Annotated in this window: 16 protein-coding genes; 13 read left to right on the top strand and 3 right to left on the bottom strand. The window is 68.4% G+C overall.

Features of this window, described 5'->3' with window-relative positions:
• Positions 1-922 (bottom strand): hypothetical protein (locus tag H0U68_RS00765; protein ID WP_296352170.1); only part of this gene is annotated, 922 nt, incomplete at its 3' end.
• Positions 923-1,119: 197 nt separating this feature from the next.
• Between H0U68_RS00765 and H0U68_RS00760 the strand changes: the two genes are divergently transcribed.
• From H0U68_RS00760 to H0U68_RS00730, 7 genes are all read left to right on the top strand, one after another.
• Complete coding sequence (locus H0U68_RS00760; RefSeq protein ID WP_296352168.1) at positions 1,120-1,809, top strand: TetR/AcrR family transcriptional regulator; 690 nt, start codon at positions 1,120-1,122, stop codon at positions 1,807-1,809.
• Positions 1,810-1,811: 2 nt separating this feature from the next.
• Positions 1,812-3,608, top strand: a complete 1,797-nt coding sequence (locus tag H0U68_RS00755; protein WP_296352166.1) for an acyl-CoA dehydrogenase C-terminal domain-containing protein — start codon at positions 1,812-1,814, stop codon at positions 3,606-3,608.
• Positions 3,609-3,613: 5 nt separating this feature from the next.
• The gene (locus H0U68_RS00750) at positions 3,614-4,045 is read left to right on the top strand and encodes a DUF2147 domain-containing protein (protein ID WP_296352163.1); all 432 of its coding nucleotides are present in this window, start codon (positions 3,614-3,616) and stop codon (positions 4,043-4,045) included.
• On the top strand, positions 4,042-4,878 hold the full coding sequence (locus tag H0U68_RS00745) for an alpha/beta hydrolase (RefSeq protein ID WP_296352161.1): 837 nt from the start codon (positions 4,042-4,044) through the stop codon (positions 4,876-4,878). The genes H0U68_RS00750 and H0U68_RS00745 overlap by 4 nt, the downstream gene beginning before the upstream one ends.
• A 46-nt stretch (positions 4,879-4,924) precedes the next feature.
• Positions 4,925-7,324 carry a 3-hydroxyacyl-CoA dehydrogenase/enoyl-CoA hydratase family protein gene (locus tag H0U68_RS00740; RefSeq protein ID WP_296352159.1) on the top strand — a complete coding sequence of 800 codons (2,400 nt, stop codon included), beginning with the start codon at positions 4,925-4,927 and terminating at the stop codon, positions 7,322-7,324.
• 98 nt (positions 7,325-7,422) lie between these two features.
• Positions 7,423-8,628, top strand: coding sequence for an acetyl-CoA C-acyltransferase (locus tag H0U68_RS00735; RefSeq protein ID WP_296352157.1), 1,206 nt, complete (start codon positions 7,423-7,425; stop codon positions 8,626-8,628).
• Positions 8,629-8,672: 44 nt separating this feature from the next.
• Positions 8,673-9,440: an enoyl-CoA hydratase gene (locus H0U68_RS00730; protein WP_296352154.1), complete on the top strand. Its 768-nt coding sequence runs from the start codon at positions 8,673-8,675 to the stop codon at positions 9,438-9,440.
• Here H0U68_RS00730 and H0U68_RS00725 read toward each other — a convergent pair.
• The gene (locus tag H0U68_RS00725; RefSeq protein WP_296352152.1) at positions 9,437-10,141 is read right to left on the bottom strand and encodes a glutathione S-transferase family protein; all 705 of its coding nucleotides are present in this window, start codon (positions 10,139-10,141) and stop codon (positions 9,437-9,439) included. The genes H0U68_RS00730 and H0U68_RS00725 overlap by 4 nt on opposite strands.
• 19 nt (positions 10,142-10,160) lie before the next feature.
• Positions 10,161-10,928, bottom strand: a complete 768-nt coding sequence (locus H0U68_RS00720) for an NIPSNAP family protein (RefSeq protein WP_296352150.1) — start codon at positions 10,926-10,928, stop codon at positions 10,161-10,163.
• A 92-nt stretch (positions 10,929-11,020) separates the two neighbouring features.
• Here H0U68_RS00720 and H0U68_RS00715 point away from each other — a divergent pair, with 92 nt between their 5' ends.
• From H0U68_RS00715 to H0U68_RS00690, 6 genes are all read left to right on the top strand, one after another.
• Positions 11,021-11,701 (top strand): TetR/AcrR family transcriptional regulator, encoded by a 681-nt coding sequence (locus H0U68_RS00715; RefSeq protein WP_296352148.1) that lies wholly within the window; start codon positions 11,021-11,023, stop codon positions 11,699-11,701.
• A 640-nt stretch (positions 11,702-12,341) separates the two neighbouring features.
• On the top strand, positions 12,342-12,695 hold the full coding sequence (locus H0U68_RS00710; RefSeq protein WP_296352146.1) for a YciI family protein: 354 nt from the start codon (positions 12,342-12,344) through the stop codon (positions 12,693-12,695).
• Between the two features lie 96 nt (positions 12,696-12,791).
• On the top strand, positions 12,792-13,463 hold the full coding sequence (locus H0U68_RS00705; protein ID WP_296352144.1) for a hypothetical protein: 672 nt from the start codon (positions 12,792-12,794) through the stop codon (positions 13,461-13,463).
• 109 nt (positions 13,464-13,572) lie between these two features.
• A complete protein-coding gene (locus tag H0U68_RS00700) occupies positions 13,573-13,995 on the top strand; it encodes a YciI family protein (RefSeq protein WP_296352142.1) in 423 nt (140 codons plus the stop codon).
• Between the two features lie 45 nt (positions 13,996-14,040).
• Positions 14,041-14,454 carry a VOC family protein gene (locus H0U68_RS00695; RefSeq protein ID WP_296352140.1) on the top strand — a complete coding sequence of 138 codons (414 nt, stop codon included), beginning with the start codon at positions 14,041-14,043 and terminating at the stop codon, positions 14,452-14,454.
• 10 nt (positions 14,455-14,464) lie between these two features.
• A partial coding sequence (locus H0U68_RS00690) for a sigma-70 family RNA polymerase sigma factor (protein WP_296352138.1) occupies positions 14,465-15,354 on the top strand: 890 nt, incomplete at its 3' end.

Here is a 15,354-nt window from a genome sequence, read left to right as displayed (position 1 = left end):
CTGCCAGCGCGCGCAAGTTCAATGATCTGCTGACGAAATTCCGCCGGGTACGGCGGCTTTGATTTGGGCACTTCGGACTCCTTCTACCGTTACGGTAAGGTGTCCGTGAAAAGGGGTCAACTTCAGTCAGACCTGTGTAGAGGACTAGCCACCGTATCCTGCCTCGCAGTGCCGCGGGGCCACTGAAGAGCAGGACAGCCGTTGAGGCGGATGCGCCGGCAAGTGCGCTGCGCGACTGGATGCAGGAAATGACCACCAACCAGACCAATGCCGCAGCACGCAGTGCCCGGCGTCCCCCCTGTGTTTCGCCGAACCGGGCGGTGCTTGCGACCGCACCCCAGGCCAAGTAGAAAACCGCAAGCAGAAGCCCTGGAAAGAAGTAGCTCTGTTCCGCCAGGCCGGCTGCCTGAAAATGAAGCGGACCAACGTCGCGCGCGAGCAAAGGCACGGTGCTCCAGCTCATTCGTGTCCCGCTCACCGCCTCGATGGGCAAGGCGAACACATGCCAAAGACTGACGCCGCAGGCGACGACCAGGACCAGCGTGCGCAAGCCGCGATCCCGGCGCAACAGAAATGCAAAGGGGGTTATGCACAGCAACAGGCCGCCTTGTGACGCCGCAAGCCACTCTGCCGGGCGAGGATGCGATTGCCAGTACAACGCGGAGACAAGCAGGCATGCAGCCACGACCAAGCTGGCGCTCAAAAGCACGCGATGCTTGCGCAGCATCGTCCTCAATTGAATCGGCTCAAACAGAGCGATGCTCAACCCAAGGAGGGCGAGTACGCAAAGCAGCAAGGGATGCGGCGCATGGAGGGTGCTTCCCCCCACCAAAAAAGCCAAAAATATGCTCATCCATGCCCACTTCGCGGACTGGAATATCTCAAGAGAACGAATACAGACCTCGCTGATTTTGGGGTCCATATTGTAATGCTGAGTTGAAGCAGCCCGTGCGCAGGTGGCCTGATTTTGGCTCCGTCGCCTGTCGCCGGCACGCCTGACATCGGAGTGCCGGCTGCCCGGCACTTTCGTCGTTACAAATAAAACCTGCAACCCCAGCCGTTGTTCGAAGGTTTCATCGCAAAATAGAACGACCGTTCGTTCTTTTCTTGCGCAAAACCATGTCCGTCACCGAACTCCCCGTGAAGCCGGGCCGCGCCCGCGGCGGGCGCGCCTTGCAGAAGGGCCAGCAGACCAAGGCTGCCATCGTCGATGCGGCGCTCGGGCTGGCCACGCAGATCGGGCTGGAGGGGCTGTCCATCGGCGCCCTGGCCGAAGTGGCGGGCATGAGCAAGTCAGGCGTGTTCGCCCACTTCGGCTCGCGTGAGGAACTGCAGATCTCCGTGGTGCGCGAGTACCACACCCGTTTCGAGCAGGAAGTGTTTTACCCGGCGCTGGGCTCCGAACGCGGCCTGCCGCGGCTGCGCGCCATCTTCGCCAACTGGATGCAGCGCACCTCGGTGGAAATCGATTCGGGCTGCATCTACATCAGCGGCGCCGTCGAATTCGACGACCGGCCCGGCCCCGTGCGCGAGGCGCTGGCCGGCTCGGTGCGCACCTGGCATGCCGCCATGCGCCGCACCATCACCATCGCCAAGGACGAAGGCCACCTGCGTGCCGACGTCGACGAGGACCAGATGCTGTTCGAGATCCACGGCCTGATCCTCGCCCTGCATTACGAGGCCCGCTTCCTGCAGACACCGGGCTCCATCGCCCGCGCCAACACCGGCTTCGAACACATCGTGCAGCGCTACGGCGCTGTCATCCCCGACACCCAACCCACACCCGCCGCCCACGCCGCCAAGGAGTAACCATGCCCAGCTACACCCCGCCCCTGCGCGACCTGCAGTTCGTGATGCACGAAGTGCTGAAGGTCACCGACGAATACAAGGCCATGCCGCGCCACGCCGAGGTCGACGTCGACACGGTGAACGCGGTGCTGGAGGAAGGCGGCAAGTTCTGCGCCGAGGTCACCGCGCCGATCAACGCCATCGGCGACGAGCAGGGCTGCACGCTGGACCAGGCCACGCACGAAGTCACCACGCCCGCCGGCTTCAAGGCCGCCTACGCCAAGTACGTGGAAGGCGGCTGGCCCGCGCTGGCCTGCGACCCCGAGTTCGGCGGCCAGGGCCTGCCGCTCACGGTCAACCAGGCCATCATGGAAATGTTGAACAGCGCCAACCAGGCGTGGACCATGTACCCGGGCCTGACCTACGCCGCCTACGAGGCGCTGCATGCGCACGGCACGCCCGAGCAGAAGAAGCTGTATTTGCCCAAGCTGGTCAGCGGCGAGTGGACCGGCACCATGTGCCTGACCGAGCCGCACTGCGGCACCGACCTCGGCATGCTGCGCTCCAAGGCCGAGCCGCAGGCCGACGGCAGCTACCGCATCACCGGCAACAAGATCTTCATCTCCAGCGGCGAGCACGACCTCGCCCCGAACATCGTGCACCTGGTGCTGGCCCGCCTGCCGGACGCGCCGCAGGGCAGCAAGGGCATCAGCCTGTTCGCCGTGCCCAAGTTCAACGTGAACGCCGACGGCTCGCTGGGCACGCGCAACGGCATCTGGTGCGGCGGCCTGGAGCACAAGATGGGCATCCACGGCAACGCCACGGCGCAGATCGTGCTGGAAGACGCGGTCGGCACGCTGGTGGGCGAACCCAACAAGGGCCTGCCCGCGATGTTCGTGATGATGAACGCCGCGCGCATCGGCGTGGGCGGCCAGTCCATCGGCCTGACCGAGGTGGCCTACCAGAACGCGCTGGCCTACGCCAAGGACCGCATCCAGATGCGCAGCCTGTCGGGCCCCAAGGACAAGAGCAAGCCGGCCGACCCGATCATCGTGCACCCCGATGTGCGCAAGATGCTGCTGACCGCCAAGGCGTACGCCGAAGGCGGCCGCGCGCTGGTGATGTATTCGGCGCTCCTGATCGACCGCGAGCTCAGTCACCCCGACGAGAAGGTCCGCGCCGAAGCCGCCGACCTGGTGGCGCTGCTCACGCCGATCGTGAAGGCATTCCTGAGCGACAACGCCTGGACCGCGACCTCCAGCTGCCTGCAGGTGTTCGGCGGGCACGGCTATATCCGCGAGTGGGGCATGGAGCAGTTCGTGCGCGATGCGCGCATCAACATGATCTACGAAGGCACCAACACCATCCAGTCGCTGGACCTGCTGGGCCGCAAGGTGCTGGGCAACAACGGCTCCACCCTGAAGAAGTTCGGCAAGCTGATCGCGCAGCTGGTGGAGGAAGAGGGCGTCAACGAGAAGATGGCCGAGTTCATCAACCCGGTGGCGTACCTGGGCGACCAGCTCACCAAGTTCACCACCGAGATCGGCTTCAAGGCGTTCCAGAATCCCGACGAAGCGGGCGCCGCTTCGGTGGACTACCTGCGCGTGCTGGGCCACCTGGTGTTCGGCTACTTCTGGGCGCGCATGGCGCAGGTGGCGCTGCGCGAAATCGAGGCCGGCAACACCGACCCGTTCTACCAGGGCAAGCTGCAGACGGCGCGCTTCTACTTCGCCCGCCTGTTCCCCGAGACGGCGATGCTGATGCGCACCGCGCGAAGCGGCGCCAAGGTGCTGCTGGACACGGACGCCGCGCTGGCGTGATGCACATGAAACAGCTCCTGACCACTGCATTGCTGCTGGCCGCCAATGCGGCTTTCGCCCAGGCCACCCCGGTGGGCCTGTGGCGCAACATCGACGACAAGACCGGCGAGGCCAAGGCCGAGATCCGCGTCGTGGACAACGGCGGCGTGCTGTCCGGCCGCGTCGAAAAGCGCCTTGTGAAGGACGCCAAGCCCGATGCCGTGTGCGACGAATGCAAGGACGACCGCAAGGGCAAGCCGATGCAGGGCCTGGAGATCATCCGCGGCGTGCGCAAGGCCGAAGGCAAGGACGTTTGGGAAGGCGGCAAGATCCTCGACCCGGAGAACGGCCGCGAGTACACGCTGCGCCTGACGCCCACCGACGGCGGCGCCAAGCTCGACGTGCGCGGCTCCTTCGGCCCGTTCGGCCGCACCCAGACCTGGGTGCGCGTGCAGTGAGGCACTGGTTCTGGCACCACCAGCTGAAAAAGCCGTTCTTCGGCCGCTTCATGAAGACCTGGCGCTGGCCGGCCGACGTGGCGCGCGACGGCTGGGAACGCGTGGCGATCGACAGCCCCAGCGGCAGCCGGCTCGCGGCCGTGCTCAAGCTGGCCCCCGGCGCGCGCGGCGTGGTGGTCTGCGCGCACCCGATGGGACTCGCGGCCAAGGGCTTCTGGCTGCGCCATGGCCATGCGGATGCGCTGCTCGCCGCCGGCTGGCACGTGCTGGCGTTCGACTTCAACGGCTTCGGCGAAAGCCCGTCGACCAACTTCGGCTACCCGCAGGACGCGCTGGCCGCCGGCCGCTGGGCGCGCGTGCGCTTTCCCGGGCTGCCGGTGCATGCGCTGGCGGCATCGTTCGGCGCGATGAACACGCTCAACGCCATTGGCGATGCGGCGTTTCCGTACGACAGCGTCGTCGCCGAGGGCTGCTCGCCCTCGCTGCCGCAATTCTGGAAGGTCTATCCCTTCGCGCACGCGGTGCTGCAGGCCATGCGCCTGGCCGCGCCGGCCGCCGAGCGGCGGCTGCGCCCGGTCGCGCAACTGGCCCATGCGAAGCCCGGCGTGCCCGTGCTGCTCATTCACAGCAAGGCCGACCGCTGGACGCCGGTGGCGTTCGGCGACGAGCTGCAGGCCGCGGCGCCCGCCACCACGCCGCTGACGCGCCTGGTGCTGGAGCGCGCGGAGCACACCCACGGAATGCGCGACGAACCCGGGCGCTACCTGCCGGCGGTGCTGGCATTTCTGGACGAACACACTCAGGAGAGTTTGCGTGTACAAGGATCGCGATGAACGCGCCGCCGCCACGGCGGCCGGGAACGAAAGGGCGGAGAAGAACATGAGCCAATTCCAGGTGAAGAAGGTCGCCGTGCTGGGCGCCGGCGTGATGGGCGCGCAGATCGCGGCGCATCTGGTCAACGTGCAGGTGCCGGTGGTGCTGTTCGACCTGCCGGCCAAGGAAGGCCCGAAGAACGGCACCGTCGCCAAGGCGGTGGACGGACTGAAGAAGTTGAAGCCGTCGCCGCTGGGCGTGGCGGAAGACGCCGCGCTGATCGTGCAGGCGAACTACGAGGACGACCTGGAACAGCTGCGCGGCTGCGACCTGGTGATCGAGGCGATCGCCGAGCGCATGGGCTGGAAGCTGGATCTCTACAAGAAGATTGCGCCTTTCGTCGCGCCGCACGCCATCGTGGCGTCCAACACCTCGGGCCTGTCGATCACCAAGCTGTCGGAAGCGCTGCCCGAGGAGATCAAGCCGCGCTTTTGCGGCATCCACTTCTTCAATCCTCCCAGGTACATGTACCTGGTGGAGCTGATCGCCACGCCGACGACGCGCCCGGAGATCCTGGACCAGCTGGAGACCTTCGTCACCAGCGGCCTGGGCAAGGGCGTGGTGCGCGCCAAGGACACGCCCAACTTCATCGCCAACCGCGTGGGCATTGCCGGCATGCTGGGCACCATGCGCGAGGTCGAGCGCTTCGGCCTGACCTTCGATGTGGTGGACGACCTCACCGGCAAGAAGCTGGGCCGCGCCGCGTCGGGCACCTTCCGCACGGCGGACGTGGTGGGCCTGGACACCATGGCGCACGTCATCAAGACGCTGCAGGACAACCTGAGCGAGGAAACCGATCCGTTCTATCCGAGCTTCGGCACACCCGAGGTGCTGAAGACGCTGCTGGAGAAGGGCTACCTCGGCCAGAAGGCCAAGGCCGGTTTCTACAAGAAGGCGGGGCGCGATATCCTGCGCTTCGATGCGCAGCGCAAGGACTACGTGCCGGCCGGTGAGAAGGCCGACGAGGTCTATGCGCGCATGCTGAAAAAGCCCGCGGGCGAGCGGCTGAAGCTGCTGCGCAACGCCACCGGCCCGCAGGGGCGCTTCCTGTGGGCGATCCTGCGCAACAGCTTCCATTACGCGGCCGTGCACCTGGCGACCATCGCCGAAACCGCGCGCGACGTCGACCTGGCGATGCGCTGGGGCTTCGGCATGAAGCAGGGCCCGTTCGAGCTGTGGCAGGAAGCGGGCTGGCTGCAGGTGGCGCAGTGGATCCAGGAAGACATCGATGCCGGGCACGCGCTGTCGAAAGCGCCGCTGCCCGAGTGGGTGTTCAAGGGGCCGGTGGCCGAGGCCGGCGGCGTGCACACGGCCGAAGGCTCCTGGAATCCGGCGGTCGGCCGCTTCGAGCCGCGCCGCGTGCTGCCGGTGTACCGCAGGCAGCTGTTTCCAGAGCTGCTGCTGGGCGAGGCCGGCTCGCGCCACCAGAGCGCGGGCACCACCTTGCACGAGGACGAACACATCCGCATCTGGACGCTGGAGGGCGAGATCGCCATTGCCAGCATCAAGACCAAGATGCACGTCATCAGCCCGCAGGTGGCCGAAGGCCTGCAGCAGGCCATCGAGATCGCCGAGCGCGACTACCAGGGCCTGGTGGTCTGGCCGGGCGACGAGCCGTTCAGCGCCGGTGCCGACCTGCAGTCGATGCTGCCGGCGTACATCGCGGTCGGCGTCGCCGCCATCGAGGATGCCGAAGGTTTCCTGCAGCAGACCATGCTGCGCCTGCGCTACGCGGCCGTACCGGTGGTGTCGGCCGTCCGCGGCCTGGCGCTGGGCGGCGGCTGCGAGCTGGCCGTGCATTCGGCGAAGCGCGTGGTGGCGATGGAAAGCTACATCGGCCTGGTGGAAGTCGGCGTCGGCCTGGTGCCGGGCGCGGGCGGGTTGACCTACATCGCGCGGCGCGCGGCGGAGAACGCCGCCACAAGCACCGACGGCGACCTGCTGAAATTCCTGACCGAAGGCTTCACCGCCGCGGCCATGGCCAAGGTGGGCACCAGCGCGCTGGAGTCGCGCAAGCTCGGCTACCTGCTGGACAGCGACATCGTGGTGCCGAACAAGGACGAACTGCTGTACGTGGCTTTACGCGAAGCCAAGGCGATGCACGAGGCGGGCTGGCGCGCGCCGCACAAGCGCAAGTTCCCGGTGGCCGGCCGCAGCGCCAAGGCGACGATCCAAGGGCAGCTGGTGAACATGCGCGACGGCGGCTTCATCAGCGCGCACGACTTCCACATCGCCAGCCTGGTCGCCAACGTGCTGACCGGCGGCGACGTGGACACCAACACCCTGGTGACCGAGGAATACCTCATGACCCTTGAGCGCCGCGCCTTCTGCGAACTGGTACAGCACCCGAAGACGCACGAGCGGATTCTGGGGATGCTGAACACGGGCAAGCCGGTTCGGAACTGAGATCGCGTGCCATGCGCAGCAGCACCGGCTCCCCGCCTTACTCCCGCTCGCGGGAGAGGGAGTAAGAGATAGAGACAGAACACGCAAGGAGCATTCCTTTGAAACAGATCCAGGACGCCTACATCGTCGCCGCCACCCGTTCGCCGATCGGGCGGTCGCACAAGGGGTATTTCCGCAACATGCGGCCCGACGACCTGCTGGCCACCGTGCTGCGCTCGGCGCTGGCGCAGGTGCCGACGCTCGATCCGCATGCGATCGAGGACATCATCTGCGGCTGCGCGATTCCGGAGGCGCAGCAGGGCCTGAACGTGGCGCGCATGGGCGCGGTGCTGGCGGGCCTGCCCAAGAGCGTGGGCGGCATCACCGTCAACCGCTTTTGCGCGTCGGGCCTGTCGGCCGTGCAGATGGCCGCCGACCGCATCCGCGTGGGCGAGGCCGACGTCCTCATCGCCGCCGGCACCGAGAGCATGAGCCTGGTGCCGATGATGGGCAACTCGCCCTCGCTGTCGCCCAGCGTGTTCACCGACCTGGACGACATCGACAACTACGGCATCGCCTACGGCATGGGCCTCACGGGCGAAAAGGTCGCGCGCCAGTGGAACGTCAGCCGCGAGGCGCAGGACGATTTCGCCTACCACTCGCACCGCAAGGCGGTCGAGGCGATGAAGGCCGGCGCCTTCGCCGACGAGATGACGCCGGTGGAGGTGTCCGACCGCAGCGTGGACCTCGACACCGCCGAAGTGGCGGTGCGCAAGCGCACCGTGCAGCTGGACGAAGGCGCGCGGCCCGACACCACGCCCGAGGCGCTGGCCCGGCTCAAGCCGGTGTTCGCCGCGCGCGGCAGCGTGACGGCGGGCAACAGCTCGCAGACCTCCGACGGCGCGGGCACGCTGATCCTGGTGAGCGAGGCCGCGCTCAAGCGCTTCGGCCTGACGCCGCTGGCGCGCTTCGTCAGCTACGCCAGCCGCGGCGTGCCGCCGCACATCATGGGGATCGGTCCGATCGAGGCGATTCCGGCGGCGCTGAAGAACGCCGGCCTGAAGCAGGACGACATGGACTGGATCGAGCTGAACGAGGCCTTCGCGGCGCAGTCGCTCGCCGTTATCCGCACCCTCGGCCTGGACGCCGGCAAGGTCAACCCGATGGGCGGCGCCATCGCGCTCGGCCATCCGCTGGGCGCCACCGGCGCGATCCGCTCGGCCACCGTGGTGCACGCGCTGCGCCGCAACAAGCTGAAGTACGGAATGGTCACCATGTGCGTGGGCATGGGCCAGGGCGCGGCCGGCATCTTCGAGCGGGTCTGAGATTGCGGGAACACATCGCGGGAACACAGAGGAGCACAAACACCATGAGCGAAGAAGTCCTGATCCATGCCGATGCCGGCGTCATCACCATCACGCTGAACCGCCTGGACCGCAAGAACGCGATCACCCAGGCCATGTACGGCGCCATGGCAGACGCGCTGGCGGCGGCGCGCGACGACGCGGCCACGCGCGTGGTCGTGCTGCAAGGCCATGCAACCGTGTTCAGCGCGGGCAACGACCTGGGCGATTTCCTGAACCAGCCGCCGGCCGGCCAGGACTCGCCGGTGTTCCGTTTCCTGCACAACCTCGCGGCCTTCCCGAAGCCGTTGATTGCCGCGGTGTGCGGACCGGCGGTGGGCATCGGCACCACCATGCTGCTGCACTGCGACCTGGTCTACGCCGGCGACAACGCGGCCTTCTCCATGCCCTTCGTCAACCTGGGCCTGTGCCCGGAAGCGGCCTCCAGCCTGCTGGTGCCGCAGATGCTGGGCTACCACCGCGCGGCCGAAGCGCTGCTGCTGGGCGAGCCGTTCATGGCGGAAGCGGCGCTGGAAGTGGGGCTGGTCAACCGCGTGCTGCCACCCACCGAGGCCAACGGCTATGCGCAGGCACAGGCCGCCAAGCTGGCCGCCAAGCCGCTGTCGGCGCTGGTGGAAACCAAGCGCCTGATGAAGAAGACGCAGCAGGGCGCGGTGCTGGAGCGCATGGCCGAAGAGGGCGCCAGCTTCGGCCGCATGCTGCGCGAGCCGGCCGCGCGCGAGGCCTTCACCGCCTTCATGGAAAAGCGCCGGCCGGATTTTTCCAAGGTCTAGTCGCCTCCCGGACGGTCCGCCAGCGATGCCGGCACCGGCCGGCCCGCGGCACGCAGCCACTGCGCGATCCGCATGACCACCAGCTTCACGGCCGGGCGCGCCGTCATGCGCTCGCGCCAGGCCAGCAGCTTCGGCGTGGCCTGCGTCATGCCGGCCTGGTGGCGCTCGCCGAACAGCGCCGCCATGTACAGGGCGATGTCGGCGTACGAATGCGCGCCGCACAGGTAGCCCCCCGTGCGCTCGCCATCCGCCAGCCACTGTTCGGCGCGGTGGTAGAACGCCCGCGCGCCTTCCGTGGCTTCAGCCACCGCCTCGGGTTCCTGGTCGCGGCGCAGGAACATCAGCCGGATGACGAACGGGAAGTACACCTCGTCGGCCATCTGCTCGCGCTGGCGCGCCAATGCGCGCGCGCCGGCGCCGCGCGGCCACAGCGGCGGTTCGGGCCGCAAGTCTTCCAGGTACTCGAAGATCTGCGTGGAGTCGAAGATCTCCACGGTGCCGTGCAGCAGCACCGGCACCTGCTGCTTCGGGTTGACGCGCAGCACCTCCGGGTGCTTGGGCCGGTACATGTCGTGCGCATCGAACGGCACCATGACGACATCCGGCGCCAGTCCTTTTTCCAGCAGCGCGATCTCCGCCTTCATGCCGAACATGCTGAGCGGCGCCGAATAGAGGGTGATGGTGTCGGGCGGTTGGGTCATGGTGTCGGCGCTCTTTGTGTCAGCGCAGTTGCGAGCGCGAAGTGGGTGACAGCCGCAGCAGCTGCGGCGGCATCAGCAGCTGGCGGGTGAGCGCAGGGTACACGTCGTCGCCCCAGTGCCGGCTGCCGCCCAGCGCGTGCAGGTGCTGGTGGTAGTGCTGCAGGCCGTCGAAGCCGATGAAGGACACCAGCACGTTCTCGCCTTCGCGCACCGGGTGGCGCGGAAAGTTGTTCGGGCTGTGCTCGGTGGCGAACAGGCCCAGCAGCCTGCCGCCGGCGGCCAGCAGCTGCGGCAGCGCCTGCTCGCGGTAGAAGGCGGCGAACGCCGCGGTGGTTGCCGCGCTCACGTGGTGGATGCTCGCCAGCACCATCCCGTCGGGCACCGGCGCCACCAGTGCCGGACGCCGCGCCGGCGGCTCCAGGCGGAACGCGGCGGCGGCGTCCACGGGCCTGAGCATCAGCACGTCGCTGCTGTCGATCATCATCGCGCGCGCCGCCTCGGCGTGCTCCTTCCACGCACGGCCTTCCACGTAGAAGGCGTGCAGCGCGCGCTGCCGGGCCGGCATGTCCGGGTAGCCGCGCAGCCAGACGAAGCGGTTCGGGTCGCCCAGGTCGCGGAACTGGCCGATCAGCCGGATGCCGACCTCCTCCTGCGTCTCCACGAACTGGGTGTCGAACAGTTCCACGAAGCGGTCGCGCGTGCCGGGATGCAGCGTGTACTGCCGCAGGTCGACGACAGGGCTGATGAGGGAGCTTGAGGAAGGGGCTTCGGCTGGCTGGAGTTGCATGTTAAAAACAGGATGATTGACCTGTTTTAGTATCGCCCGCGGGACCGAGTCTTGTCCAGCCCGGCGTTAGACTTCCCTGCGAAAGGGCACCTGTGGCGAAGACGGCGGCAAAGCGCACCAACGATCCCGAGGGCACGCGGCGGCGCGTGCTCGACGTGGCGGCGCTGGCGTTCCAGGCCGGCGGCTACCACGCCACCAGCGTGCACGACATCGTCGCGCTGGCCGAAGTCAGCCCCGGCGCGCTGCACCACCATTTCGCGAGCAAGAAGGCGATCGGCCTGGCGGTGATCCAGGAGCGCATCGCGCAGACCATCTACGACACCTGGACCCAACCGGTGGCCGGCGCGCGCACCGCGTTCGACGGCGTGCTGGCGGTGATGGATTCCATCGCGCAGAGCCTCGACGCGCGCGGCACGGTGCTGGGCTGCCCGCTGAACAACATGGCGCTGGAACTCGCGCCCGACCCCGACTTCCGCCCGGCCATCCAGGCGCTGTTCGCCGAGTGGACAACGGCGCTGGAACGCAAGCTGGTGGCCGACGGCGCGGCCGCGTCCGGCGCCGAGGCGCACGACCTCGCGCTGATGATCGTCGCCAGCTACTCTGGCGCCATCGGCATGGCGAAGGCGGCGCAGGCTTCGGAGCCGCTCAAGGCGTGCCGTCGCCAGCTGGCGCGGCTGGCAGCGGAGCTGGCAAGCGGAATGGCGCCCCCGGCTCCAGCCAGTACGCGTCGACCAGGAAGCGCGCCGCGTCGGGCAGCGAGCCGTCGATCGTGAGCTCGGCGGGCGGATGGGTGGAGGCGCGCCGCGTGCCGTGCCCGGCGTGGCTCTCCCATCCGTCGCGCTGCCAGCGCTCCACCGGCACGAAGGTCCACAGGCCGCGCCGCGCCGGCACCCGCAGCGCGTAGCCGGTGTTGATCGGCGACACGCTGGCGCGCGCGGGGTTGGCCGCGATCAGCGCCTGCGCGTCCATCACCATCACCACTTGGGCGCGGGCCGCGCAGGCGGCGCGGTGGCGGTTCAGCCGCTCGACGTCGCACCAGAAGAACACCTTGCCGTTCAGTAGCGCGTACCAGTCGCCGGGTGTGAAGCCGCCGTCCAGGCAGGTGCGCAGGCGCGCGGGCGGCATCGGCTTCTGGTCGCGCAGCATGCGCCCGCCGGGCAGCACCAGGTTGGCGTCGCGGTGGCGCGCGGCGGCCAGGCGCTGCGGCTGCGCGAGCTCGGCCTGGCGCACCAGGTCGCTCGCGCACAGCAGGCCCTCGACGCGGATGGTGGGCCAGTTCTGTTCCTCGGCGAGGTGGTAGACGTACTTCATGGTTGCGATGAAAACAGGACGATCGACCTGTTAAAGTCTGCCCGATGCCGCCGTCGATGTCCAGCAACCGCTCGGTACACTGCGGCCTGCAACGGAGTCCCCATGCCCTACATCCTTCTCATCGTGGAAGACCCCGGCCAGCGCGCGACGCGTAGCGAGGCCGAGGGCCACGCGGTGTACGACCGCATGCTGCGCTACACCGACGAGCTCAAGGAGCGCGGCGTGCTGCTGGCGGCGTCGTCGCTCAGCTCGCAGGAAAGTGGGGCACGGGTGCAGGTGCGCGAGGGCCGCGCCGGCGTGGTGGACGGCCCGTTCGCCGAGGCCAAGGAGATGGTCGGCGGCTTCTTCCTGCTGAACTGCGACACGCGCGAGCAGGCGCTGGAATTCGCGCGCGACTGCCCGGCAGCGCAGTGGGCCACGGTGGAAGTGCGCGAAACCGGGCCCTGCTACACCTGAGGTCGCAGCGGCCCCTTGCCCCGCGCACCGTCCCACAGGTGCGTGGGAAAAACGCTGACAGGACCCGCACGGGCCTTCGCCCAGCATGGGTGCCTCATGAGCGTTCTGGCACCCCATCTCCTGGAAATCTGCCTGCTTGCGCTGGCCGTCGGCGCCGCGTGCTGGGTCCGGCCGTGGCGGCTGTTCGCGCTCGATTCCCCGTATTCCCTGCTGCCGGCATTGCTGCTGCTGGGCACCGCGCTGCCGCTGTTGTGGTGGTGGCAGGGGCCGATCGGCACGCTGCTGTGCTTGCTTGGCGCCAACCTGGCGCTGCTCGCGCTGGGCTGGCCGCTGGCCGTGCTGCTGTTCGCCTTTACTGGCGTTGCCGGCGTCCTCACCGGCCACGCGGATGCGGGTGCCGCCGCGGCGGCAGCGTTCTGGCATGGCGTGCTGCCGGCCACGCTGGGGCTGCTGGGCGGCCACGCCGTGCGCACCGCCTTTGGCACGCGCGTGATGTCCTATCTGCTCGGGCGCGCCTTCCTGCTGCCGCTGGCGTGCACCTTCGGCGCGGCAATGGCGGCCCAGGCCATGACCGGCCGCTTCGATGCGCTCGGCGCCGACGCGGCGCCCGCGCTGCTGATGGTTGCGCTCATCGATGCCATGCTGACCGGCGTGGTGGCGACGCTGCTGGTGGCCGCGCAGCCCACCTGGCTGGCGACCTGGTCCGACCGGCTCTACTTGGGCGCGCGCCGCCCCGGCGAGAGCTGGACGCGCTCGGTGCGCGGCTGATCAGGGTTTCTACCGAGTCGACGGCCTGTCGATTCCCGCCGCACTCTTTCGTCGTGAGGTTGAAGCGCGCAAATGCGCGCCTTCCCACAACCCACGCAAGGAGCGAGACATGCGGTTCATGATCATCATCAAGGCCACGCCCGACACCGAAGCCGGCCGTTTTCCCGAGAACGTCGACGAGATGTTCGCGGCCATGGGCGCCTTCCACGAGGAGCTGGCCAAGGCCGGCGTGCTGCTCGACGCGGCGGGCCTGCAGCCCAGCAGCAAGGGCTGGCGCATCCGCTACGAAGGCGACGCGCGCCGCGTGATCGACGGCCCGTTCACCGAGTCCAAGGAATTGATCGCCGGCTACACGCTGATCCAGGTGCGCAGCCGCGAAGAGGCCCTGGAATGGACGCGCCGCTACCCCAACCCGGTGAACAAGGGCGCCACCTGCGAAATCGAGGTGCGCCCGCTGTACGAAGCGGAAGACCTCAAGGACATCGCGCCCAAGAGCGAGATCGACCGCTTCAACGAGCTCACCAGGAAGTAACTCCCCTCGCGCTCTCCCTCTCTCTCTTCATTCAAAGGAATCACCATGTCCCGCCAGATCTTCGTCAACCTGCCCGTGAAAAACCTGGAGCGCTCCAAGGCGTTCTTCGCCGCGCTGGGCTTCTCCTTCAATCCGCAGTTCACCAACGAGCAGGGCGCCTGCATGGTGATCGACGAGAACCACGTCTACGCCATGCTGCTGGCCGAGCCGTTCTTCCAGACCTTCACCAAGAAGAGCATCGTGGACACCAGCAAGAGCACCGAGGTGCTGGTCTGCCTGTCGTGCGACAGCCGCGCCGAGGTGGATGACTTCGTGCGCAAGGCAGTGGCCGCCGGCGGCCGCGTGCCCAACCCGCCGCAGGACCACGGCTTCATGTACGGCCACGGCTTCGAGGACATCGATGGCCACATCTGGGAACTGGCGTACATGGACATGTCCGCAGCCCCCAAGCAGATGTAACCTCGCGCAGATGCATTCCGCCACCCACAACACCATCTCCGCCGTCTGGCGCATGGAGTCCGCCAAGATCGTCGCGGTGGTGGCGCGCATGGTGCGCGACATCGGGGTGGCGGAAGAACTCGCGCAGGACGCGCTGGTGTCGGCGCTGGAACACTGGCCGGCCCGGGGCGTGCCGGACAAGCCGGGCGCCTGGCTGATGACGGCCGCCAAGAACCGCGCGCTGGACCACCTGCGGCACCTGAAGATGCGCGGCGACAAGCTGGAGGAACTCGGCCACGACCTGGAGGCGCAGGAGGCGCTGGTCGTGCCGGACTTCGTCGACGCGCTCGACGCCGCCCGGCAGGACGAGATCGGCGACGACCTGCTGCGCCTGATCTTCACTGCCTGCCATCCGGTGCTCTCCACCGACGCGCGGGTGGCGCTCACGCTCAAGCTGCTGGGAGGCCTCACCACGCACGAGATCGCGCGCGCCTTCCTGGTGCCCGAGCCCACCATCGCGCAGCGCATCGTGCGCGCCAAGCGCACCCTGAGCGAGGCGCGCGTGCCGTTCGAGGTGCCGCGCGGCGACGAACTGCGCCGGCGCATCGGCTCGGTGCTGGAGGTGGCGTACCTGGTGTTCAACGAAGGCTACACAGCCACTTCGGGCGACGACTGGATGCGCCCGGCCCTGGCCGACGAGGCCATCCGCCTCGCGCGCATGCTGGCCGAATTGGCGCCGCGCGAGGCCGAGGTGCACGGGCTGGCGGCGCTGATGGAACTGCAGGCCTCGCGGACCAAGGCGCGCACCGACGCCCGCGGCCAGCCGGTGCTGCTGTCCGACCAGGACCGCGGCCGCTGGGACCACCTGCTGATCCGCCGCGGCCTGGCCGCGCTGGCGCGTGCCGAGGCGCTGGCCGGATC

It is taken from the genome of Ramlibacter sp. (assembly GCF_013697775.1).
Classification (GTDB): Bacteria; Pseudomonadota; Gammaproteobacteria; order Burkholderiales; family Burkholderiaceae_C; genus Ramlibacter.
Note: the sequence above shows the minus strand (reverse complement) of the source record. Positions and strands in the feature narration are given on the sequence as shown.

Excerpts from the sequence above, each read along its gene's own strand:
- H0U68_RS00760 (WP_296352168.1), top strand. The coding sequence starts at position 1,120 with ATGTCCGTCACCGAACTCCCCGTGAAGCCGGGCCGCGCCCGCGGCGGG.
- H0U68_RS00755 (WP_296352166.1), top strand. The coding sequence starts at position 1,812 with ATGCCCAGCTACACCCCGCCCCTGCGCGACCTGCAGTTCGTGATGCAC.
- H0U68_RS00750 (WP_296352163.1), top strand. The coding sequence starts at position 3,614 with ATGAAACAGCTCCTGACCACTGCATTGCTGCTGGCCGCCAATGCGGCT.
- H0U68_RS00740 (WP_296352159.1), top strand. The coding sequence starts at position 4,925 with ATGAGCCAATTCCAGGTGAAGAAGGTCGCCGTGCTGGGCGCCGGCGTG.
- H0U68_RS00730 (WP_296352154.1), top strand. The coding sequence starts at position 8,673 with ATGAGCGAAGAAGTCCTGATCCATGCCGATGCCGGCGTCATCACCATC.
- H0U68_RS00725 (WP_296352152.1), bottom strand. The coding sequence starts at position 10,141 with ATGACCCAACCGCCCGACACCATCACCCTCTATTCGGCGCCGCTCAGC.
- H0U68_RS00720 (WP_296352150.1), bottom strand. The coding sequence starts at position 10,928 with ATGCAACTCCAGCCAGCCGAAGCCCCTTCCTCAAGCTCCCTCATCAGC.
- H0U68_RS00710 (WP_296352146.1), top strand. The coding sequence starts at position 12,342 with ATGCCCTACATCCTTCTCATCGTGGAAGACCCCGGCCAGCGCGCGACG.
- H0U68_RS00705 (WP_296352144.1), top strand. The coding sequence starts at position 12,792 with ATGAGCGTTCTGGCACCCCATCTCCTGGAAATCTGCCTGCTTGCGCTG.
- H0U68_RS00700 (WP_296352142.1), top strand. The coding sequence starts at position 13,573 with ATGCGGTTCATGATCATCATCAAGGCCACGCCCGACACCGAAGCCGGC.
- H0U68_RS00695 (WP_296352140.1), top strand. The coding sequence starts at position 14,041 with ATGTCCCGCCAGATCTTCGTCAACCTGCCCGTGAAAAACCTGGAGCGC.